The sequence below is a fragment of the Thalassorhabdus alkalitolerans genome (genome assembly GCF_042656525.1).
In the GTDB taxonomy this organism is placed as follows: Bacteria; Bacillota; Bacilli; order Bacillales; family Marinococcaceae; genus Thalassorhabdus; species Thalassorhabdus alkalitolerans.
On the sequence record NZ_JBHSOZ010000005.1, the window covers coordinates 100,217 to 117,392 of the forward strand.

A 17,176-nucleotide genomic window follows, 5' to 3' on the forward strand; every position below is an offset into this window, starting at 1 on the left:
AACAACGAACACCATCTACATTGTGTTCTTCACCTTCGTTACTCCTGTAAATTGCCATCCGGCCAGCCTTCTTGCTCCCATAGCCAGAAGGAGAAGAATAACAGCGATCATGACAATCGTCCCTCCAGGCGCTAAATCCAGATGGTAAGCTGACACCAGTCCCGTTATTACAGAAGTTTCTCCGAAAAGGACTGAATAAAAAAACATCTGCTTAAACCCTTTTGCAACCTGCATCGCAGCAGCGACCGGGAGTGACATAAGAGAAGAAACCAGCAATATTCCTACAATCTGCATGGATGCTGCAATAACCAATGCAACTAGAACTATAAAAATAAAATAAATGAAACGCTTTGGCAGTCCGGCTACCGTGGCCTGTTCTTCATCAAAGGAAAGAAAAAACAGTTCTTTATAAAATAAAATTAAAACAGCAGTAACTACAGCGGTTATAACTGTAATTGTCCATAGATCCCCTCTGCTTACAGCAATAACACTGCCAAATAAATAATTAAATAGATCGTTGTTAAAACCGTCTGCTAATGAAATGAATACAACTCCTAGTCCTATCCCTCCTGAAAGGATGATAGGGATGGCTAATTCTTTGTAATAAGTATAAAAGCCCCTGAGTTTTTCAATCAGCAAAGAACCGGCCACTGAAAATGCCATTCCCATATAAAGGGGGGAAAGAAGAGAAAAATATACAAAGTGATTGGCAAGTAATAAATGAAAAGCTATTCCGGTTAAGGTAATGTGTGATAAGGCATCAGCAATCAAAGACATTCTCCTGACTACAAGGAAAACGCCTAAAACCGGCGCCAGAAAACCGATCATAATACCTGTAATTAACGCATTTTGCAAAAACTCATAACGAAAAAAAACATCAAGCATGAATTAATGTCCCCCATGCCCGTGGTTGTGCGTAATCAGGTCAACCTCATGCCCGTAAAAAGCCGATAGGTTTTGCTCTTTTTCAAAATCCTGAGAAGTACCATGAAAATGCAAATACTTGTTTAAGCAGGCAACATCTGTCACATAGCTTGTCATCGCCCCTATATCATGAGTAATGAGTACAAGGGTAATATTCTTTTCTTTATTTAAATAGCTCAGCATATTATAAAAGCTCTGAACACTTTGGGCGTCTACTCCTACGGTTGGTTCATCAAGGATAAGAAGGTCCGGGTCACTGACTAAAGCTCTCGCTATAAACACCCGCTGCTGCTGCCCCCCTGAAAGTTCCCCAATGTTCTGATGGAGGTACTCTCCCATTCCCACACTCTCAATTACTTCTTTAACTTTTTGCTTATGAGCTTTGTTTAAAAAACGAAATAAACCAATCTTTCCAAACAAACCCATGGATACGACTTCAAAAACCGTAGCTGGAAATCCCGCATTAAAGCTGTTAGCTTTCTGGGACACAAAGCCTACCCGGTCCCAGTCTTTAAATTTTTCAAGAGGTTTTCCAAATAATGAAACCTCACCATGATGAGGGGTTAGTAAACCTAAGAGGCATTTAACCAAGGTGGATTTTCCAGAACCGTTTGGTCCTACTAATCCTAAAAATGTACCACGAGAAATGGTTAAAGAAATATCCTCCAATACGTTTCGTGAGCCATAATGAAAGGAAAGATTACTTATATCAATTACATTGGATTGTTCTTTTGCCTCCATTATAGAGATCCTCCTAATTTGCAGCTTTTTCGCTATACAAATATATATTTTTCGTATATGTTTCATGTGAAAGACCAGTGCCCAAATCAAACTTTAAGAACCATTACGATTTATTTACTTAAATGAGTATAACTGATTGAGTTTTTCCTGTAAACAACTGACTTTGCAGCTCAGTTTCCTCTTCTTGTCAAACATCCACTTTTTTGAGCTGTTTTTTTGATTTCTTCTCAAGAGTTACAGTCATACTAAACAATAAACAGGATATCAATCCAAGAAGGAAGTGGTAAACATGAAAAAAGAGAAGGTCGGCGTACTGGACATCGGTTCCAATTCAATTAGATTAGTGATTCACAAAATAGACGACCAAAAAAGATACCGCCAGTTACATAACTTAAAACAAGTGGCACGCCTCAGCTCCCATATTGACCTGGATGGCCGTTTAACCCCTGAAGGGTTTGAGGTACTGAAATCAGCGCTTATACAGTTTGAAGAAATCATTCAGCACCACCATGTAACCAAAGTAAAAGTTGCTGCTACAGCTGCCATTCGAAATGCGGTCAATCAGCAAGATATCCTTGATTTTATTCATAAGGAAACTTCTCTTTATGTAAGAGTATTATCGGGAAAAGAAGAAGCTTACTACGGATATTTGGCTGTTGTCAATTCCACCTCTCTGCGTGAGGGGATTACTGTAGATATCGGCGGTGGAAGCACTGAAGTCACCTATTTTCATCACCGCAGACTTATTTACTCACACAGCTTCCCTTTTGGGGCTCTGACGTTAAAAAAACAATTTTACGGGGAAGATGGAAACAGACAGGCCAACCCCCGACAGTTTTATCGTTTTTTAAAAAATGAATTTGCTAAAATACCTTGGCTGAAAAATAAAAAAGTACCTGTCATAGGCATAGGAGGAAGTGCCAGAAACATGGCACTGATTCATCAAAGAAAAGAAAAATATCCCCTTGCCGGCCTTCATCAATATTCTATGGCTCCTAAACAAGTGGAAAGTACTCTACGTCTTTTAGAACAGACCCCTTTAAGTAAAAGAGCAGATATTGAAGGATTATCGAAAGACCGGGCTGATATCATTGTTCCGGCAGTCCGGGTCATTCAGGGGCTTATGGAATACAGCAAGTCTCCTTTTTTTATCATGAGCAATAAAGGACTACGTGACGGCTTATTATTTGAAGAGATACTCCGTGATGAAGAAAACAAACTTTTCCCTAATGTAACCGAGGAAAGCTTTTATCAACTAGGCAGGGAATATGAAATTCAGCATGACCATATCTCAGAAGTGTCCCGTCTAGCTGAGCAACTATACAGTCAACTGGAAAATCACCTTCCTTATTACTTGAAACAGGAAACCAACGTTTATTTACTGAAAACAAGCGCGAAAGTGCTTTATATGGGTGAGTACATTGATGACGAAGCAAGTGTGCAGCATACATTTTACTTACTGACCAACAGATCAATTGATGGTATTTCCCATCAAGAAAGGCTGGCCATTGCGTTTATTTCTTCTTTTAAATCGCAATCATATCTTCAGCAATTTGCAACGCCGTATAAACGGTATGTATCTCAGCGATTATTACAACGGTACGAACTATTAGGAAGCATCTTAAAACTGGCTTATTCACTCAATAGGACGAGACGAAACGTTATTACTCATCTTGACACAAGGCGCGATGGAAAAAATATAGCGATTCATCTGTATTGTACACCAGGAGCCAGCCCGTATTTTGAAGAAATAAAAAGCGAGAAATACAAAAAGCATCTTGAAAAAACATTGGGGAAAAAAATCTCATTATACTTTCATAGAGAAGAAAGCTCTTATCATAAAGTATAAAAGAGGACACTATAGTCAATTGTTTCGCTGCCCTAGAAAGGTGGAGTCTGCATGCGAGAAAATAATATAGAGAGGCACACTGACTTAAATGACCCTTCCTATTATAATAACCGTGAATTAAGCTGGCTTGCCTTTAACGAACGAGTTCTCGAAGAGGCAATCGACGAAAGAAACCCTTTGCTGGAACGCTTAAAATTTTTAGCTATATTCAGCTCTAATCTTGATGAGTTTTTTATGGTTCGTGTGGCTGGTTTAAAGGATCAGGTAAAGGCAGGATTTAACAAACCTGAAAATAAAGCTGCCTATACCCCTAAAGAACAGCTGAAACGTATCGCTGATAAAAACCATTCGTTAGTTAAACTTCAGGACAATCTCTACAATGAAACCATGCTTCCCCTTCTATTTCATGAAGGCATAGAGTTCTTATCCACTGAAGAATTAACTGAAACTCAGATTCAGTTTTTAGAAAATCATTTTGATAATTATATTTTCCCTGTTCTCACACCAATGGCCGTAGATGCTTACCGCCCATTTCCAATGCTTCTTAATAAAAGTATTAATCTGGCGGTGTTATTAGAGCCTAAGGGGAAAAACCAAAAGGAATCCCTCGCTATTGTGCAGGTTCCCTCTGTCCTTTCCAGGTTTATCCAACTCCCTTCGCGTAACAGAAACAGGCAGTTTATATTACTGGAAAAGGTTATTACACACTTTATAGACAAATTATTTTCAGGTTATCAAATAAAAACGGTCTGTCCTTTCAGGATCACACGTAACGCAGACTTGACAATTTTAGAAGAAGGGGCCAGAGACCTCCTCCGTGAAATAGAAAAAGAATTGAAAAAGCGAAAATGGGGAGCGGCAGTGCGTCTTGAAGTACAAGAAGGGGTCATAAAAGATGAGGTTCTATCTTTTTTAACTTCAGCCCTGGAAATCCATGACCGGGACGTTTACATGGTTAAAGGGCCTCTTGACTTAAGCTTTTTATTTAAATTTACAAAAGAGCTGGCACCTGACTTCGAACACTTGGTTAACCAGGCTTTTATACCTCAGCCGCCTGAAGATTTATTGGGAGAAGACGATATTTTTGATGCTGTATCAAAAAAGGATATCTTTCTCCACCATCCCTATGAATCTTTTCAGCCAATAATTGATTTTATTTCAAAGGCAGCCGACGATCCTGCAGTTCTTGCTATTAAACAAACATTATACCGAGTCAGCGGTGATTCTCAAATTATTGCAGCCCTTGAACGGGCTGCTGAAAATGGCAAGCAGGTAACCGTACTAGTAGAGCTGAAAGCTCGATTTGATGAAGAAAATAACATTCAATGGGCAAAACGACTTGAAAAGGCCGGGGTTCATGTTTTATATGGTATTACCGGGTTAAAGACACACAGTAAGATCACATTAATCGTCAGGAAAGAAAAAAACAAAATCAGGCGCTATGTCCATCTCGGTACAGGAAACTACAATGATGCCACGGCAAAGCTTTACACAGACATGGGGATTTTAACTTCAGATGAAAAGTTTGGAATTGATGCCACAAACTTTTTTAATCACTTAAGCGGTTATTCTGAAAAGCCAGAGTGGCACAGGTTATCAACCGCACCTTTTGAAATTAGAGAAACGTTTTTATCTTTAATTGAAAAAGAAATCGAGTATCACAAGGAACATGGAAATGGCCGAATCATTGCCAAAATGAATTCACTGACCGATAAACCTATCATTATCAAGCTCTATGAAGCCTCCCAAGCAGGCGTTTCCATAGACCTAATTGTCAGAGGGATTTGTTCCTTACGGCCTCAAATTAAAGGAGTCAGCGAAAACATTCGTGTGAGAAGTATTGTTGACCGTTTTCTGGAACATAGCAGGATTTTTTATTTTCATCAAGGTGGCGAGGAAAAGATATTTCTCTCCTCTGCTGACTGGATGACACGGAACATGGAGAGAAGAATTGAAATTCTTTTTCCTATTTTATCCCCAGTTCTCATTTTCCGCTTAAAAGAAATTCTTTCAGTTACGTTACAAGATAATGTGAAAGCCAGGGAGCAGAATTCTAATGGTGAATATCATTATGTAGAAAAAGAAAGCAGGGAACCAACCGTTCAAAGCCAGTTGTTATTTTTTGAATGGGCTTCTCGTTTTATAGAGGAAGATGAGGAATAACGTACCCCGTCCCAAATTTATGGGAACGGGGTATGTTATTGGTAGGCAACAGCAGATTCTTGATTCTCGGCGTTTTCCTGAATTTCAACAGCATACCAGCTCTTAGCATCACCATTATCTTTAATATACGCCTGCAGGCCGCCCATTCCCCGGTGATAAGCTGTTAAGGCATGATCCCAGTCATCATATTTATCATATAAATAGTCTAAATAAAGGACTGATAACTGAATAGAGTAAAATGGGTTAAAAAGCAGATCATCCTCATAGGGCAAGTCAGCTTTTTCAGCAATCCAGGGACCAGTATTTTTCATAAACTGCCCCATACCATATGCTTTTCCATACCTTGTTTCAGGTCCCACAAGGGAAGGATCAAATGTGTCTCCAGTTTCTACCCTGAGGAGTTCAAATATCAAAAACGGGTCGATTTCTCTTTTCTTAGCTTGATGAGCCAGAAAAACCCCCCACTCCATCTTAAAGTTTTCATTAGAATCGTCATAAAGGTGTTTAGCCGTTTCTCTAGCTTCCAGCCACGTTTGGTAATTAAGATCAAACACGACTTCGTCAGAATCTTCCAAAAAGAAAAGCTCTTTTTCTACGATATTTTCAGCCTCTTGCAAGGCTTTACTTTTCTCTTCCAACAGTTCCATTCTCTGTTCTACTTGCTGTTCGTCTATGGCTGAAAAGAATAAAAGCATAACAAGGAAATGTAAGCTGCTCATATATTACCTCCATCATTACTTAAGTCGTAGTCAATTCCTATATCCTAATTGAATAGATCTTTGAAATCAACCACCAAAACTTAACAGTAAGCATGGTACAAGTAAGCTTTTTCCCTTCTTTTAGCGTGAGTAAACAACCAATCATTGATGCAGAGAAGCCTTTTCAATGAGATAGTGTCTTCCTTCATGCAAGAAATTCTGTCTTTAAAGGAAACCTTTGTAACCTCTCCTCCCCTGGTTCGAAATATGAATGAACAAGGAAACAAGAGCTGATGACTCCCTTTAAAACATAAAGAAGGCCGCAGACCTCTTGCCAGAGGATTTGCGGCCTTTTTTTCGCTGCAGAAAATTACGAAAATGAAATGAGGTGAAAGACAACAGCATTTGAAAGAAACTGCTTTTTCGTAAATTTTATGCCATATAAAAATCAAAAAATGTATAACTTACTTAAGCGTGCTGCCTAGCCCTGAAAAACTTAATAACTATGCCCTGCTTTGGAGAAAAGAGAAAGGCTAACATGAAAAAGGCAGTAGCAGCTAACACTATAGAAGCCCCTGAAGCTACATCATATACCACAGAAACAAACAATCCGACTACTCCTGCTAAAGCACCGCAAATCGGGGAGAGGATCAGCATAATTTGAAAACGGTCTGTAAGAAGGTAGGCGGTAGCTCCTGGAGTAATCAGCATGGCGACAACAAGGACAATCCCAACCGTCTGCAGGGATGCGACTGTGACAAAAGAAAGCATAAGCATTAATCCATAGTGAATATACTTAACATTTAGTCCTGTAGCTTTTGCCATGGTAGGGTCAAATGTACTTAACAATAAAGGTCTGTAAAAAACAAAAATCAAAATGAAAATGAGAATTCCAATCGAAAAAATCAACCAAAGGTCAGTTGTTGACACGGCCAGCACATTTCCAAACAGAATATGCCAAAGATCCACTCCTGTACCTCTTAGGCCGGTAATTAAAATGATCCCGAGAGCAAAGGCTGCGGTAAACATAATTCCTATTGCCGAATCATCTTTAATTCGACTGTTTTGAGATACGTAACCTATAGCCAGGGCTGTTAATACTCCCGTTATGACAGCCCCAATAAAATAGCTTACACCTATCATATAAGCAATAACCACACCAGGTAGAACAGCGTGAGAGATGGCATCCCCCATCAAGGCCATTCCACGCAAAATAATATAGCAGCCAATAATGCCGCAAATAATCCCTACAAGCACTGCAGCAATAAAAGCCTGCTGCAAATATGGATAACGAAGGAGCTGATCAATGAAATTTGCAACCTGGTTCATCAATTCCCCACCACCATGACTTTATCATCTGAGAATAAGTGGAGGCTTCCTTTATAGGCTTCACTGAGCCTTTCCGGATCGTACACTTCCTGAGAAGGGCCATATGCAATAAGTTTTTGATTGATCAACAACAGGTTATCAAAATAACTTTCTACCTTACTTAAATCATGATGAATAACAAAAATTGTTTTTCCATTCCCCTTTAAATTCCGCAACAGATTAATAATAATTTCTTCAGATTTTACATCAATTCCAACAAAAGGCTCGTCAAGGAAGAAAATTTCAGCATCCTGAACTAATGCCCTCGCTATGAACACACGTTGCTGTTGCCCACCTGAAAGCTCGCCAATCTGGCGTTTACTGTAACTTTCCATCCCTACTTTTTCAAGAGCCTCACGCGCTTTTTTCTTTTCATTCTTTCCTATTTTTTTATACCACGGAAGATGGGCATATCGCCCCATTAATACTACATCTTCAACCAGAACAGGAAAGTCCCAGTCAATGTCACTTCTCTGGGGAACATAAGCCAGTTTTTTTCTGACTTTTTCTACTTTCTCTCCTAACACTTCTATCTTTCCGCCGGTTGTTTTTTCCAATCCCAGCAATGCTTTCATCAATGTGGACTTCCCCGCTCCGTTTGGACCAATAACGCCAGTCAATATGCCTTTTTTAGATGAAAAGGAAATGTTTTGTATGGCAGGGTGATGATCATAGTATACTGAGATGTTTTCTACTTTTACTGTTTCACTCATGAGTTCACTCCCCCAATCAAGTCATAACTTTACCGAGTAAACTTTTTTTGCGCAAGACCAACTTTTCCTGATAAAAAAAAGAATACCTCTATTTGTATTTTATTATATGCGAGCATTACAAAAATGTGTTATTCAACTATAAAAAGTTTCCTTCAGGAAACTTTTTATCCATTTACATAAATTATAAGGGCAAATGATTGTTTTTGCAAACATCATTTGCCCTTCCTGTTGGTCACATATTTAATACAGCTCAGTAATTTTTCACTAAGGGAAATGTTAGAACAATACTTGTCCCAGAATCAGGATCACTTTTGATGGTAAATGTTCCATTATGATCTTGCATGATTGTTTTGCAAAGAGGAATACCTATACCTGTCCCTTGATCTTTCGTAGTGAAGAAAGGTTTCCCTGCCTCTAATTTTTTAAGGATGTCCTTCGGAATGCCATCCCCGTTATCTTTAATAACTATCCAGTATTCTCCCTTTTCAACAAAACTTTTTAAAGAGAAGCAATTATTCTTATTCTTTTGAGTAAATGCTTCCATAGCGTTGCGTAATGCGTTTAAAGCTACCTGCTTTAAAGAGGAATCATTCACTTTAATTTCTTCTGTTCCCTGATAAATATCAAAGGTAAAGTTTATTCCCTTCATTAAACACTCAGAGTGTATAATATCAGCTATACTATGGAGGAGTTTAGCAGGATTTTGTACCTCTTTTTTTATGTTCCTGCGCGCCATGGAAAGAAAGTTTTCAATGATGCCATTCATACGGTCTACTTCAGATAAAATGGTGGACGAGTATTTATCATAGCTGTTGGTTAAAGAAGAAAGCTGAAGAAAACCTTTAATCACTGACAATGGATTGCGAAGCTCGTGAGCTACACCAGCAGATAAATGTGATACAGATTCCATTTGATTTTGAAAAAGCAGCAAATGATTATAGCGCTTTTCAAAGGACTGATCATAGATGAAAATAAGTACACTATACCTTTCTGGCAGATAGATACCTTTCAGCCTGAAATAATCCCCTTTAGATTCATTATTGTAGTCTTTTACAAGAGGCTTTTTTTCCAGAAAAACTTCTTCTGCAAAGGAAGTGATATAAAAAGCACGATGATTCTCATCTTCTTTGTATGCTGACAGCCTTTTTTCTACACTATCTATGCCTAAAAAGCTTGCAAATTCATTGTTATGTTTAGAAATCATTAAATCATGATCGAGAATAACATAAGGATGGATGAAATGAGGAAGGACTTCCTGATCCCACATGCCATAGAGGGTATCTGGCTTTGGATTATGACGCAGGGATCCTAAGAGAAAAAACTTTCCGTTTTTATACTTTCCGTTGTAGGAAACTGTAAATATGTGAGAGTCGAATTGATGTGTTAAATTAAATTCAAAGATCTTTCCCTGAAGAAAAATTGACTTCAACAAAATAATTGCTTTCTTACATTCTTCTTCGTCTAAATGAAGAAAAAAGCTTTTCCCCCGTTGAAACCACCTTGCCGCCTCGTCATTTAACGATATCACTTCACCGTCATTTGCTAATACAAAACGCCACTCCGAAGAGACTTCCTTGAATTCGTCTTCAAACCCCTCAATTTCCGCTGTATATAATGATTGGTACATATTACCCCCTCCTCAATGAAACCAATCAATCATATTTCACTGCCAATTTCTTTCCATTTTATTACTCTTATTTTTGATTATACTAAATGACAGAGTGCTTGCCTACTCTTTTTGGTAAAATTTATAAACTCCGCACTAAAAAGAGCGACACTTCAAGATAACATGCATATCATATATTATTATGAATTGAAACTATAGGAGGCTCTTAATGAATCCTTTTTTTCAGCAGGTGGTTAAACAACATATTGCTCAGATGACACCTCAGGATGTTATGGCTTACGGCCAGCAATATGGGGTAACAGTAAGCAGAGAGGAAGCGGTTAAGCTCCTGACGCTTGTAAAAACAGAGCCATGGGATTTTAATGATAAGCAATCACTTCATGCTGTGCTTCATAAAGCAAAGAGCAACGTTTCACCGGCAACTGGAGAACTGCTTGAAGCCCTTTTTGCTCAGTATATCCAATAATTGTGGAGTCTTTTTCCGAAGAAAGCTTGAACGGATGTCGCACTTGTGCCTTTAGGTGTATGCGAGTGGACCTTTGAACAATCAACCAATAGAATACAAAAAAGAGCTCTCACCGTGGTGAGGGCTCTTCCCTTTTGCCGGGTTTTGTCCCGGTCTTTTTTTCTTTAAGATGATGTTATACGCTTTACTGGTTAAATACTTCGTCTTTTAAATTTTCGTTAAATGCTTTTTCCTTCAGCATATTGATTTCAAATTTGTAAGGTGGTTTTTTATTTTTCTTATCTGTTCCAACATAAGGAGTTTCAAGGATCTTAGGAACCTCTGTAAAGGAGGGGTGATGAACAATATAATTCAACGCCTCAAATCCTATATAACCGCACCCTATGTTTTCATGACGGTCCTTTGCTGCCCCGCACTCATTTTTGCTGTCGTTGATGTGAAGAACTTTTAACCGGTCAATACCGATCAATCGGTCAAACTCATCTAAGACTCCATCGAAATCATTTACAATGTCATAACCTGCATCATGAGTGTGGCATGTATCAAAGCATATGGACAATCTCTCATTATGAGTAACTCCGTCAATAATCTGAGCCAGCTCCTCAAAAGATCGGCCGCATTCAGATCCTTTTCCTGCCATGGTTTCCAAAGCAATTTGTACCTTACTCTGGGGATCAATCACTTCATTTAGTCCCTCTATAATTTTCTTTATTCCTTTGTCTGCTCCTGCTCCCACATGTGCACCCGGATGAAGAACAATCTGGGTAGCCCCAAGCGCTTCCGTCCTTTCTATTTCCGAACGAAGAAAGTTGACGCCAAGTTCAAAGGTTTCAGGCTTTGATGTATTCCCAATGTTGATTATATATGGGGCATGCACCACTACCTCGTTTACCCCGTGTTCAGCCATATGCGCTACTCCAGCCTCAATATTAAGTTCTTCTATTGGTTTTCTTCTTGTATTCTGAGGAGCTCCTGTATAAATCATCATAGCCGTTCCACCATAGGATGCAGCTTCCTCACTTGATCCTAAAAGCATCTTTTTCCCGTTCATTGACACGTGTGATCCTAAAAGCATAGTTATCTCTCCCGTTTCACTGTAAACCTGTATTATTTTTTGTTGTTTCTCTTCGTTTCAATTCTTCTTTGTCGTTTAGCCTCTTGTGCAAATTGCTGCTTCGCTTTTTTCTTATATCCAGGCTTAACCTTTTTCGGTTTTTTTGTGCCCGTGGCCGGTTTCATGCCGGCGGCCGGTGAAGCTGTTGACCTTGTCCGGTTTTTCTTTGTCACAGTCATATTTTCTACAGAGACCCATTCTCCCCGTCTTAAATCTTTATACTCAAATGAGATTCTCTTTTTAGCGAGCTTTTGCAGAGGCTCCTGCTCATTTTTTTCTACAAGAGTATACGCTTCTCCAGTATGACCGGCTCTAGCTGAACGTCCAACACGGTGGACATAAAATTCAAGCTCCTTTGGAAGAGCATAATTGATGACATGAGTGACCCCTTTAATATCGATTCCACGGGCAGCTAAGTCAGTAGCAACCAGATACTGAACGGAAGCATCATTCACCCGCTTCATCACTTGTTTTCGTTGACGGGGGGCAATACCCCCATGAAGCAAGTCCACATTCAGCCCTTCTTCTACCATCGCAGCAAACACTTCATCGGCTTCTTCTTTTTTATTCGTAAAAACGATGGCAAGATAAGGATTTAACGACGCTGCAACCTTCACTGTCAATTCCGTCCGGTCCCGATGGCGGAGAGGCACTAAATAATGATCGATTTTTGATGGAGTGGCTTCCTCGGGCTTCACGTGCACATGACGTGGCTGGCTCATATATTTTTTTAAAAATGGCTGAAGCTTTTCAGGAATAGTAGCTGAAAAGACCATCATCTGTAAATCTTCTGGCATATTGGAAGCAACCTGGTCCACCTGTTCAATGAAACCCATGTCCAGCATTTGATCAGCTTCATCTACAACATAGAATTTTGTTTTATGAACATCCAGAGCCTGGCTTTTGACCATATCATGAAGACGCCCTGGTGTACCAATAACGATATGGGGCTGATTTTTCAATTTATTCATTGTACGAAGTCGGTCAGTTCCGCCTACCACCAGCCTTGATGTAATTTCCTCCTCCTTGTCTTCTCCAAGAAGCTTCAGTAATTCATCGTACAGCTGGCCGGCAAGCTCTCTTGTCGGAGCTGTGATCACAGCTTGAGTGTAATTTTTTTTTGTATCAATTCCAGATACAAGCGGAAGCAGAAAGGAAAGGGTTTTTCCTGACCCCGTCTGCGACTGCCCTATAACATCCTTGCCATTTTTGATAGCAGGAATCAGCCTCTCTTGTATTTCGGTCGGTTTTTGAATGTTTTGTTTTTGTAATGCTTGTATAAGAAATGGGGGTAAGCCAAATCGTTCAAATGCTTTCACTTTGTTTCCGCCTTTCTTTTTCAATACCTATATTTCTCACTATAACCAGGTCATGTCACGTTCCTGTAGGCATCATCATATTTTATCATAAACCATCTTTAAACACAGCAATTGTCTACGTAATCTGTAACTTGAAAGGGTGAAATTCATCATGTACCCGTCACCATTTTATTTTCCCTCGCCGTTTCCTGCCTCCCCGGTGACTTCACCTCATACAATGGCAGGGTTTTTACCTCCAGCAGCAAGGTCCCTTCCTTTTGGAAAATTGCTTTCTGGTCTTGGCTTTAATCCAGCTATGGGTGGAGGAATGATGGGCGGTGGAGGGATGGGACCCGCAATGATGGGAGCTGCTCAAGGCGGAGGGATCATGCCTTGGATTCAATCTGCCCAAAAGATGTTAGGTATGATGCAGACTGTAACTCCGATGGTCCGCCAGTACGGGCCGATTGTCAGACAGCTTCCTGCCATTTGGAAGGTAATGAACAGCAGTCCTCCTGCAAACCCATCCGAAGAAGCAGAGCCTATAGATAAGGAAGAAACCACTTCTTCCCCAGTGACACCAACGACACAAGAAATACCGGTAAAGTGGGAAGAGAAAGAAGACTCCTCTTCTTATTCGTCTACTGTGCCCCGGCCTAAGTTATATATTTAAGTTTTTAGCCTGATCCTTAATTTTGTGCGGCACCATAACCAGGTAGAATCCACGACTGAACAGAAGAAAAAAGACAATTTTCTCCTTATAACTTTCTTTCAGCCTCTATCCTTTCATTTTTATTATGCAAATAGTATAATGACCCTAGTCTAAAAAGGATAACTCTTTTTAAGAGGAGGCAGTTATGAAAGTACTAAAAATTTCTCCCCGCGGATATTGTTATGGTGTGGTAGATGCAATGGTTCTCGCACGCCAAACAGCTAATAACCTGGATTTGCCAAGGCCCATCTATATTCTGGGGATGATTGTTCATAATAAGCACGTTACTGATGCTTTTGAAGAAGATGGCATTATTTCTCTGGACGGACCTAATCGCTTAGAAATTCTTCAAAAAGTTGACAAAGGCACTGTAATTTTCACAGCCCACGGTGTATCCCCTGAAGTAAGGGAACTTGCTCGTAAAAAAGGACTGACTACTGTCGATGCAACATGCCCTGACGTCACACGAACCCATGACCTGATTAGAGAAAAGAAAGAAGAAGGATACCAGGTTGTGTATGTCGGTAAAAAAGGACATCCTGAGCCTGAAGGTGCCATTGGTGTTGCTCCTGATATTGTCCACTTAGTCGAATCGGTGGAGGATGTAGAAAATCTGAACCTTGATTCTGAAAAAATTATCGTGACTAACCAAACCACAATGAGTCAATGGGACGTTTCTGATATTATGAATAAAACACTTGATAAGTATCCCCACGCTGAGATACACAATGAAATTTGCATGGCTACTCAGGTAAGGCAAGAAGCAGTAGCTGAGCAAGCGAAAGAAGCAGACTTGCTTCTTGTAATTGGGGATCCGAAGAGCAATAACTCCAACCGTCTGGCACAGGTTTCTAAGAAGATTGCGGGCACGGAAGCATACCGCATTGCAGATGTTTCTGAAATTAACCTGGATTGGTTTGAAGGTGTAGAAACTGTGGGTGTTACCTCAGGAGCTTCAACTCCTACACCAATTACAAAAGAAGTCATCAGGTTTCTCGAACAATACGACAAAAATGACCCATCAACATGGGTAACTGAAAAGAAAGTACAGGGAACCAAAATTCTTCCGAAAGTAAAGGCTAAAAAGTAAAGGAATAAGAGGGCTGCCCCATTCTGGGCAGCCTCCTTTTTTCCTATTACCCTTTTTATATAAAGGTAAATGGATCTGTATTTACCTCAGAAGCCAACACTTCAACTTCATAACCCTTCTTTTGCATTTGTTCTTTCAACCGCTTTTGAACCCCGACCTTCATCACTTTTTCAACATTATGGCCTGGATCAATCATTTTCAAACCGCTCATCATGGCATCATGGGCTACATGGTAATATAAATCTCCTGTTACGTAGACATCAGCTCCCATTCTTTTTGCATGACTCCAATATTTGTTCCCATCTCCTCCTAAAATAGCCACCTTTTTCACCTTGCTGTCTTTCTCCCCGACTGCTCTTACTGTATTTACATCAAAAGCATCCTTAACATGAGAAGCAAAATCTCCAAGGGTCATTTCATTCTCCAATGAACCTATGCGTCCAAGACCAAGAACTTCCCCCTCCATGTCTGAAGGATAAAGATCATATGCCGGTTCTTCATATGGGTGTGCTTTAATTAAAGCATTTACAACCTTTTTGACTTGTGATTCGGCTAGAATGGTTTCAATTCGTTTTTCTGAAACAAATTCCATTTTCCCCTGCTCTCCAATATATGGATCCGCCTCATCTCCTGGCATAAAAGCGCCTGTTCCCTCTGAGGTGAAGCTGCAATGGCTATACTCGCCAATATGGCCGGCGCCCGCGTCCCCTAAAGCGTGTCTCACTGTTTCAAGATGATCCTCCGGAACAAAGGCGACCAGTTTTTTCAGTTTGTCTTCCATAGTAGGCACAAGCACTTTCGTATCTATAAGGCCAAGAGCTTCGGCCATCATATCGTTTACTCCGCCTTTAGCAACATCAAGGTTAGTATGAGCAGCATAAACAGCAATATCATGCTTAATACATTTTTCAATGATCGGGCCTTGTCCTGTTTTTGTATTAATGTGCTTTAAGGGTTTAAAGATCAGCGGATGATGAGCTATGATAAGATCAACTTCCTTTTCCACAGCTTCATCTATAACTTCTTCTAAGACATCTAAAGCGATCATTACCTTTTTTACCGGCTTATCCAGTGTTCCTATCATAAGGCCTATTTTATCTCCCTCGACAGCTAAGGACTTAGGTGACCAGCTCTCAAAGCTTTGTATGACAGTTTGACCATTGATCGTTTTTTTCATGATAATACCTCCTCTGTAAGCTTAATTTTTCTTTCAACTTCTTCCTTTCTGGCTGTGATTCTGTTTTCATCCGAAGCTTTCTCCAGTTCCCGAAGAACTCTTCTCCAATTATTTAATTCCCTGCTCCATTTTTTAATAAAAGCATCATTTCTTTCTTTTAATAAAAAAGGTCCCAGGAGCAAAGCTGCCTCTTTGTTTATGTCTTGGTAAGGCTTTTCCCATTCACCACATTCTGCAACGATGATTTCATAAATTCTATTATCTTCTTCTAAAATATGTTCATTTTTAATTTCCCAGCCTTCTTTAAGAAGCCACTCTCTGACATATAGAGCGTGGATGTTCGGCTGAAGAATAAGCCTTTTTACTCCAGGTAACTTTTCTTTTCCTTCCTCAAGGATTGCAGAGATAAGAGAGCCGCCCATTCCGGCAATCACAATGGTATCTATGTTGTCTTCTTTTTTTATAACAGAAAGCCCGCTCCCAAGGCGTGGAATGACAAAACCCCCGCAATGCGAGGTTTCTATTTGATTTTTTGCTGCTTCTAAAGGTCCCTCGTTCACATCTCCGGCAATCGCTTTTTTAATTTTACCCTGACTGCACAAATAAACAGGTAAGTATCCGTGATCTGTGCCTATATCCGCCAGAACTGCTCCCTCCTGCACTTCATCGGCAATAAATTGCAGGCGCTTTGACAACACGTCCTTATTCATGTTCAGGTCGTCCTTTCTTTGCATAATAAAAAGGAGGGGCTCCCCCTCCTTTTTTATTGGTTACTCTGAAATAGAAAGCAAGTATTCGCCAATGGCTTCAGCATCTTCACCTTCAGCCCAGCCACCAGGCATGGATCCAATTCCATTTTCAGCAATATCAGCAATTTCTTCTACAGTAAAGTCTCCTTCGAGATTATCAATGGCAGGCCCCTGACCGCCTTCAAGATTGTCACCATGACAAGAAATACAGTTTGAATTTACGAGCTCTTCACCATGAGCAATTGGATCTTCAATCTCTGTTTCTTCTTCGCCATTTTCACCATTCTCCTCATCTTCGATGGAAGCTTGCTGGTCAAGTCCAACTAGAGATAGAGATAACATTAAAAGGATTCCAACTACAGCTGTTATAAAAAACGGAATAAGCGGACTTCTCTTCATCTTTATTTCCCCCTTTCCCTTCAACTTTGTACATGTCGTGGACTATGTAACCGTATCCCTTGTATATTTTACTGTAAAAACCCTTTTT

At 39.9% G+C, this 17,176-nt stretch carries 16 protein-coding genes; 5 read left to right on the forward strand and 11 right to left on the reverse strand.

The window, feature by feature from the left end; genetic code table 11:
• Positions 1-15 precede the first annotated feature (15 nt).
• On the reverse strand, positions 16-885 hold the full coding sequence (locus tag ACFPU1_RS11330; RefSeq protein WP_385941181.1) for a metal ABC transporter permease: 870 nt from the start codon (positions 883-885) through the stop codon (positions 16-18).
• 3 nt (positions 886-888) lie between these two features.
• Positions 889-1,665, reverse strand: a complete 777-nt coding sequence (locus ACFPU1_RS11335) for a metal ABC transporter ATP-binding protein (RefSeq protein WP_054635460.1) — start codon at positions 1,663-1,665, stop codon at positions 889-891.
• A gap of 289 nt (positions 1,666-1,954) precedes the next feature.
• On the opposite strand from ACFPU1_RS11335, the gene ACFPU1_RS11340 reads away from it, so the two are divergent.
• Together ACFPU1_RS11340 and ACFPU1_RS11345 are read left to right on the forward strand one after the other, a co-directional pair.
• Positions 1,955-3,514 (forward strand): Ppx/GppA phosphatase family protein, encoded by a 1,560-nt coding sequence (locus ACFPU1_RS11340; protein ID WP_385941183.1) that lies wholly within the window; start codon positions 1,955-1,957, stop codon positions 3,512-3,514.
• A 51-nt stretch (positions 3,515-3,565) separates the two neighbouring features.
• Positions 3,566-5,677 (forward strand): RNA degradosome polyphosphate kinase, encoded by a 2,112-nt coding sequence (locus ACFPU1_RS11345; protein ID WP_385941186.1) that lies wholly within the window; start codon positions 3,566-3,568, stop codon positions 5,675-5,677.
• A 35-nt stretch (positions 5,678-5,712) separates the two neighbouring features.
• Here the strand turns inward: ACFPU1_RS11345 and ACFPU1_RS11350 are convergent, their stop codons facing one another.
• The 4 genes from ACFPU1_RS11350 to ACFPU1_RS11365 all read right to left on the reverse strand — a co-directional run bounded on the left by ACFPU1_RS11350 (position 5,713) and on the right by ACFPU1_RS11365 (position 10,083).
• On the reverse strand, positions 5,713-6,396 hold the full coding sequence (locus ACFPU1_RS11350; protein WP_385941189.1) for a lytic transglycosylase domain-containing protein: 684 nt from the start codon (positions 6,394-6,396) through the stop codon (positions 5,713-5,715).
• Positions 6,397-6,843: 447 nt separating this feature from the next.
• The gene (locus ACFPU1_RS11355; protein WP_385941192.1) at positions 6,844-7,704 is read right to left on the reverse strand and encodes a metal ABC transporter permease; all 861 of its coding nucleotides are present in this window, start codon (positions 7,702-7,704) and stop codon (positions 6,844-6,846) included.
• Entirely contained in the window at positions 7,704-8,456 is a 753-nt protein-coding gene (locus ACFPU1_RS11360; RefSeq protein WP_385941194.1) for a metal ABC transporter ATP-binding protein, read from the reverse strand. Before ACFPU1_RS11360 ends, ACFPU1_RS11355 begins: the two co-directional genes overlap by 1 nt.
• Before the next feature lie 250 nt (positions 8,457-8,706).
• Complete coding sequence (locus ACFPU1_RS11365; protein ID WP_385941196.1) at positions 8,707-10,083, reverse strand: two-component system sensor histidine kinase NtrB; 1,377 nt, start codon at positions 10,081-10,083, stop codon at positions 8,707-8,709.
• 208 nt (positions 10,084-10,291) lie between these two features.
• Here ACFPU1_RS11365 and ACFPU1_RS11370 point away from each other — a divergent pair, with 208 nt between their 5' ends.
• Entirely contained in the window at positions 10,292-10,549 is a 258-nt protein-coding gene (locus tag ACFPU1_RS11370; RefSeq protein WP_054635466.1) for a DUF2624 family protein, read from the forward strand.
• Positions 10,550-10,733: 184 nt separating this feature from the next.
• Here the strand turns inward: ACFPU1_RS11370 and ACFPU1_RS11375 are convergent, their stop codons facing one another.
• Positions 10,734-11,624 carry a deoxyribonuclease IV gene (locus ACFPU1_RS11375; protein ID WP_054635467.1) on the reverse strand — a complete coding sequence of 297 codons (891 nt, stop codon included), beginning with the start codon at positions 11,622-11,624 and terminating at the stop codon, positions 10,734-10,736.
• A gap of 32 nt (positions 11,625-11,656) precedes the next feature.
• Positions 11,657-12,982 (reverse strand): DEAD/DEAH box helicase, encoded by a 1,326-nt coding sequence (locus ACFPU1_RS11380; RefSeq protein ID WP_385941199.1) that lies wholly within the window; start codon positions 12,980-12,982, stop codon positions 11,657-11,659.
• A 151-nt stretch (positions 12,983-13,133) separates the two neighbouring features.
• Between ACFPU1_RS11380 and vrrA the strand changes: the two genes are divergently transcribed.
• Together vrrA and ACFPU1_RS11390 are read left to right on the forward strand one after the other, a co-directional pair.
• Positions 13,134-13,634, forward strand: a complete 501-nt coding sequence (gene vrrA / locus ACFPU1_RS11385) for a VrrA/YqfQ family protein (protein WP_054635468.1) — start codon at positions 13,134-13,136, stop codon at positions 13,632-13,634.
• Between the two features lie 184 nt (positions 13,635-13,818).
• The gene (locus tag ACFPU1_RS11390; protein WP_385941203.1) at positions 13,819-14,763 is read left to right on the forward strand and encodes a 4-hydroxy-3-methylbut-2-enyl diphosphate reductase; all 945 of its coding nucleotides are present in this window, start codon (positions 13,819-13,821) and stop codon (positions 14,761-14,763) included.
• Between the two features lie 55 nt (positions 14,764-14,818).
• On the opposite strand, the gene ACFPU1_RS11395 is transcribed toward ACFPU1_RS11390, so the two are convergent.
• The 3 genes from ACFPU1_RS11395 to cccA are packed head-to-tail and all read right to left on the reverse strand — an operon-like array spanning position 14,819 to position 17,088.
• Positions 14,819-15,940: a Nif3-like dinuclear metal center hexameric protein gene (locus ACFPU1_RS11395; protein ID WP_385941206.1), complete on the reverse strand. Its 1,122-nt coding sequence runs from the start codon at positions 15,938-15,940 to the stop codon at positions 14,819-14,821.
• Positions 15,937-16,650 carry a tRNA (adenine(22)-N(1))-methyltransferase gene (locus tag ACFPU1_RS11400; protein ID WP_385941209.1) on the reverse strand — a complete coding sequence of 238 codons (714 nt, stop codon included), beginning with the start codon at positions 16,648-16,650 and terminating at the stop codon, positions 15,937-15,939. Before ACFPU1_RS11400 ends, ACFPU1_RS11395 begins: the two co-directional genes overlap by 4 nt.
• Positions 16,651-16,710: 60 nt before the next feature.
• Positions 16,711-17,088 carry a cytochrome c550 gene (gene cccA, locus ACFPU1_RS11405; protein WP_054635469.1) on the reverse strand — a complete coding sequence of 126 codons (378 nt, stop codon included), beginning with the start codon at positions 17,086-17,088 and terminating at the stop codon, positions 16,711-16,713.
• Positions 17,089-17,176: the final 88 nt, after the last annotated feature.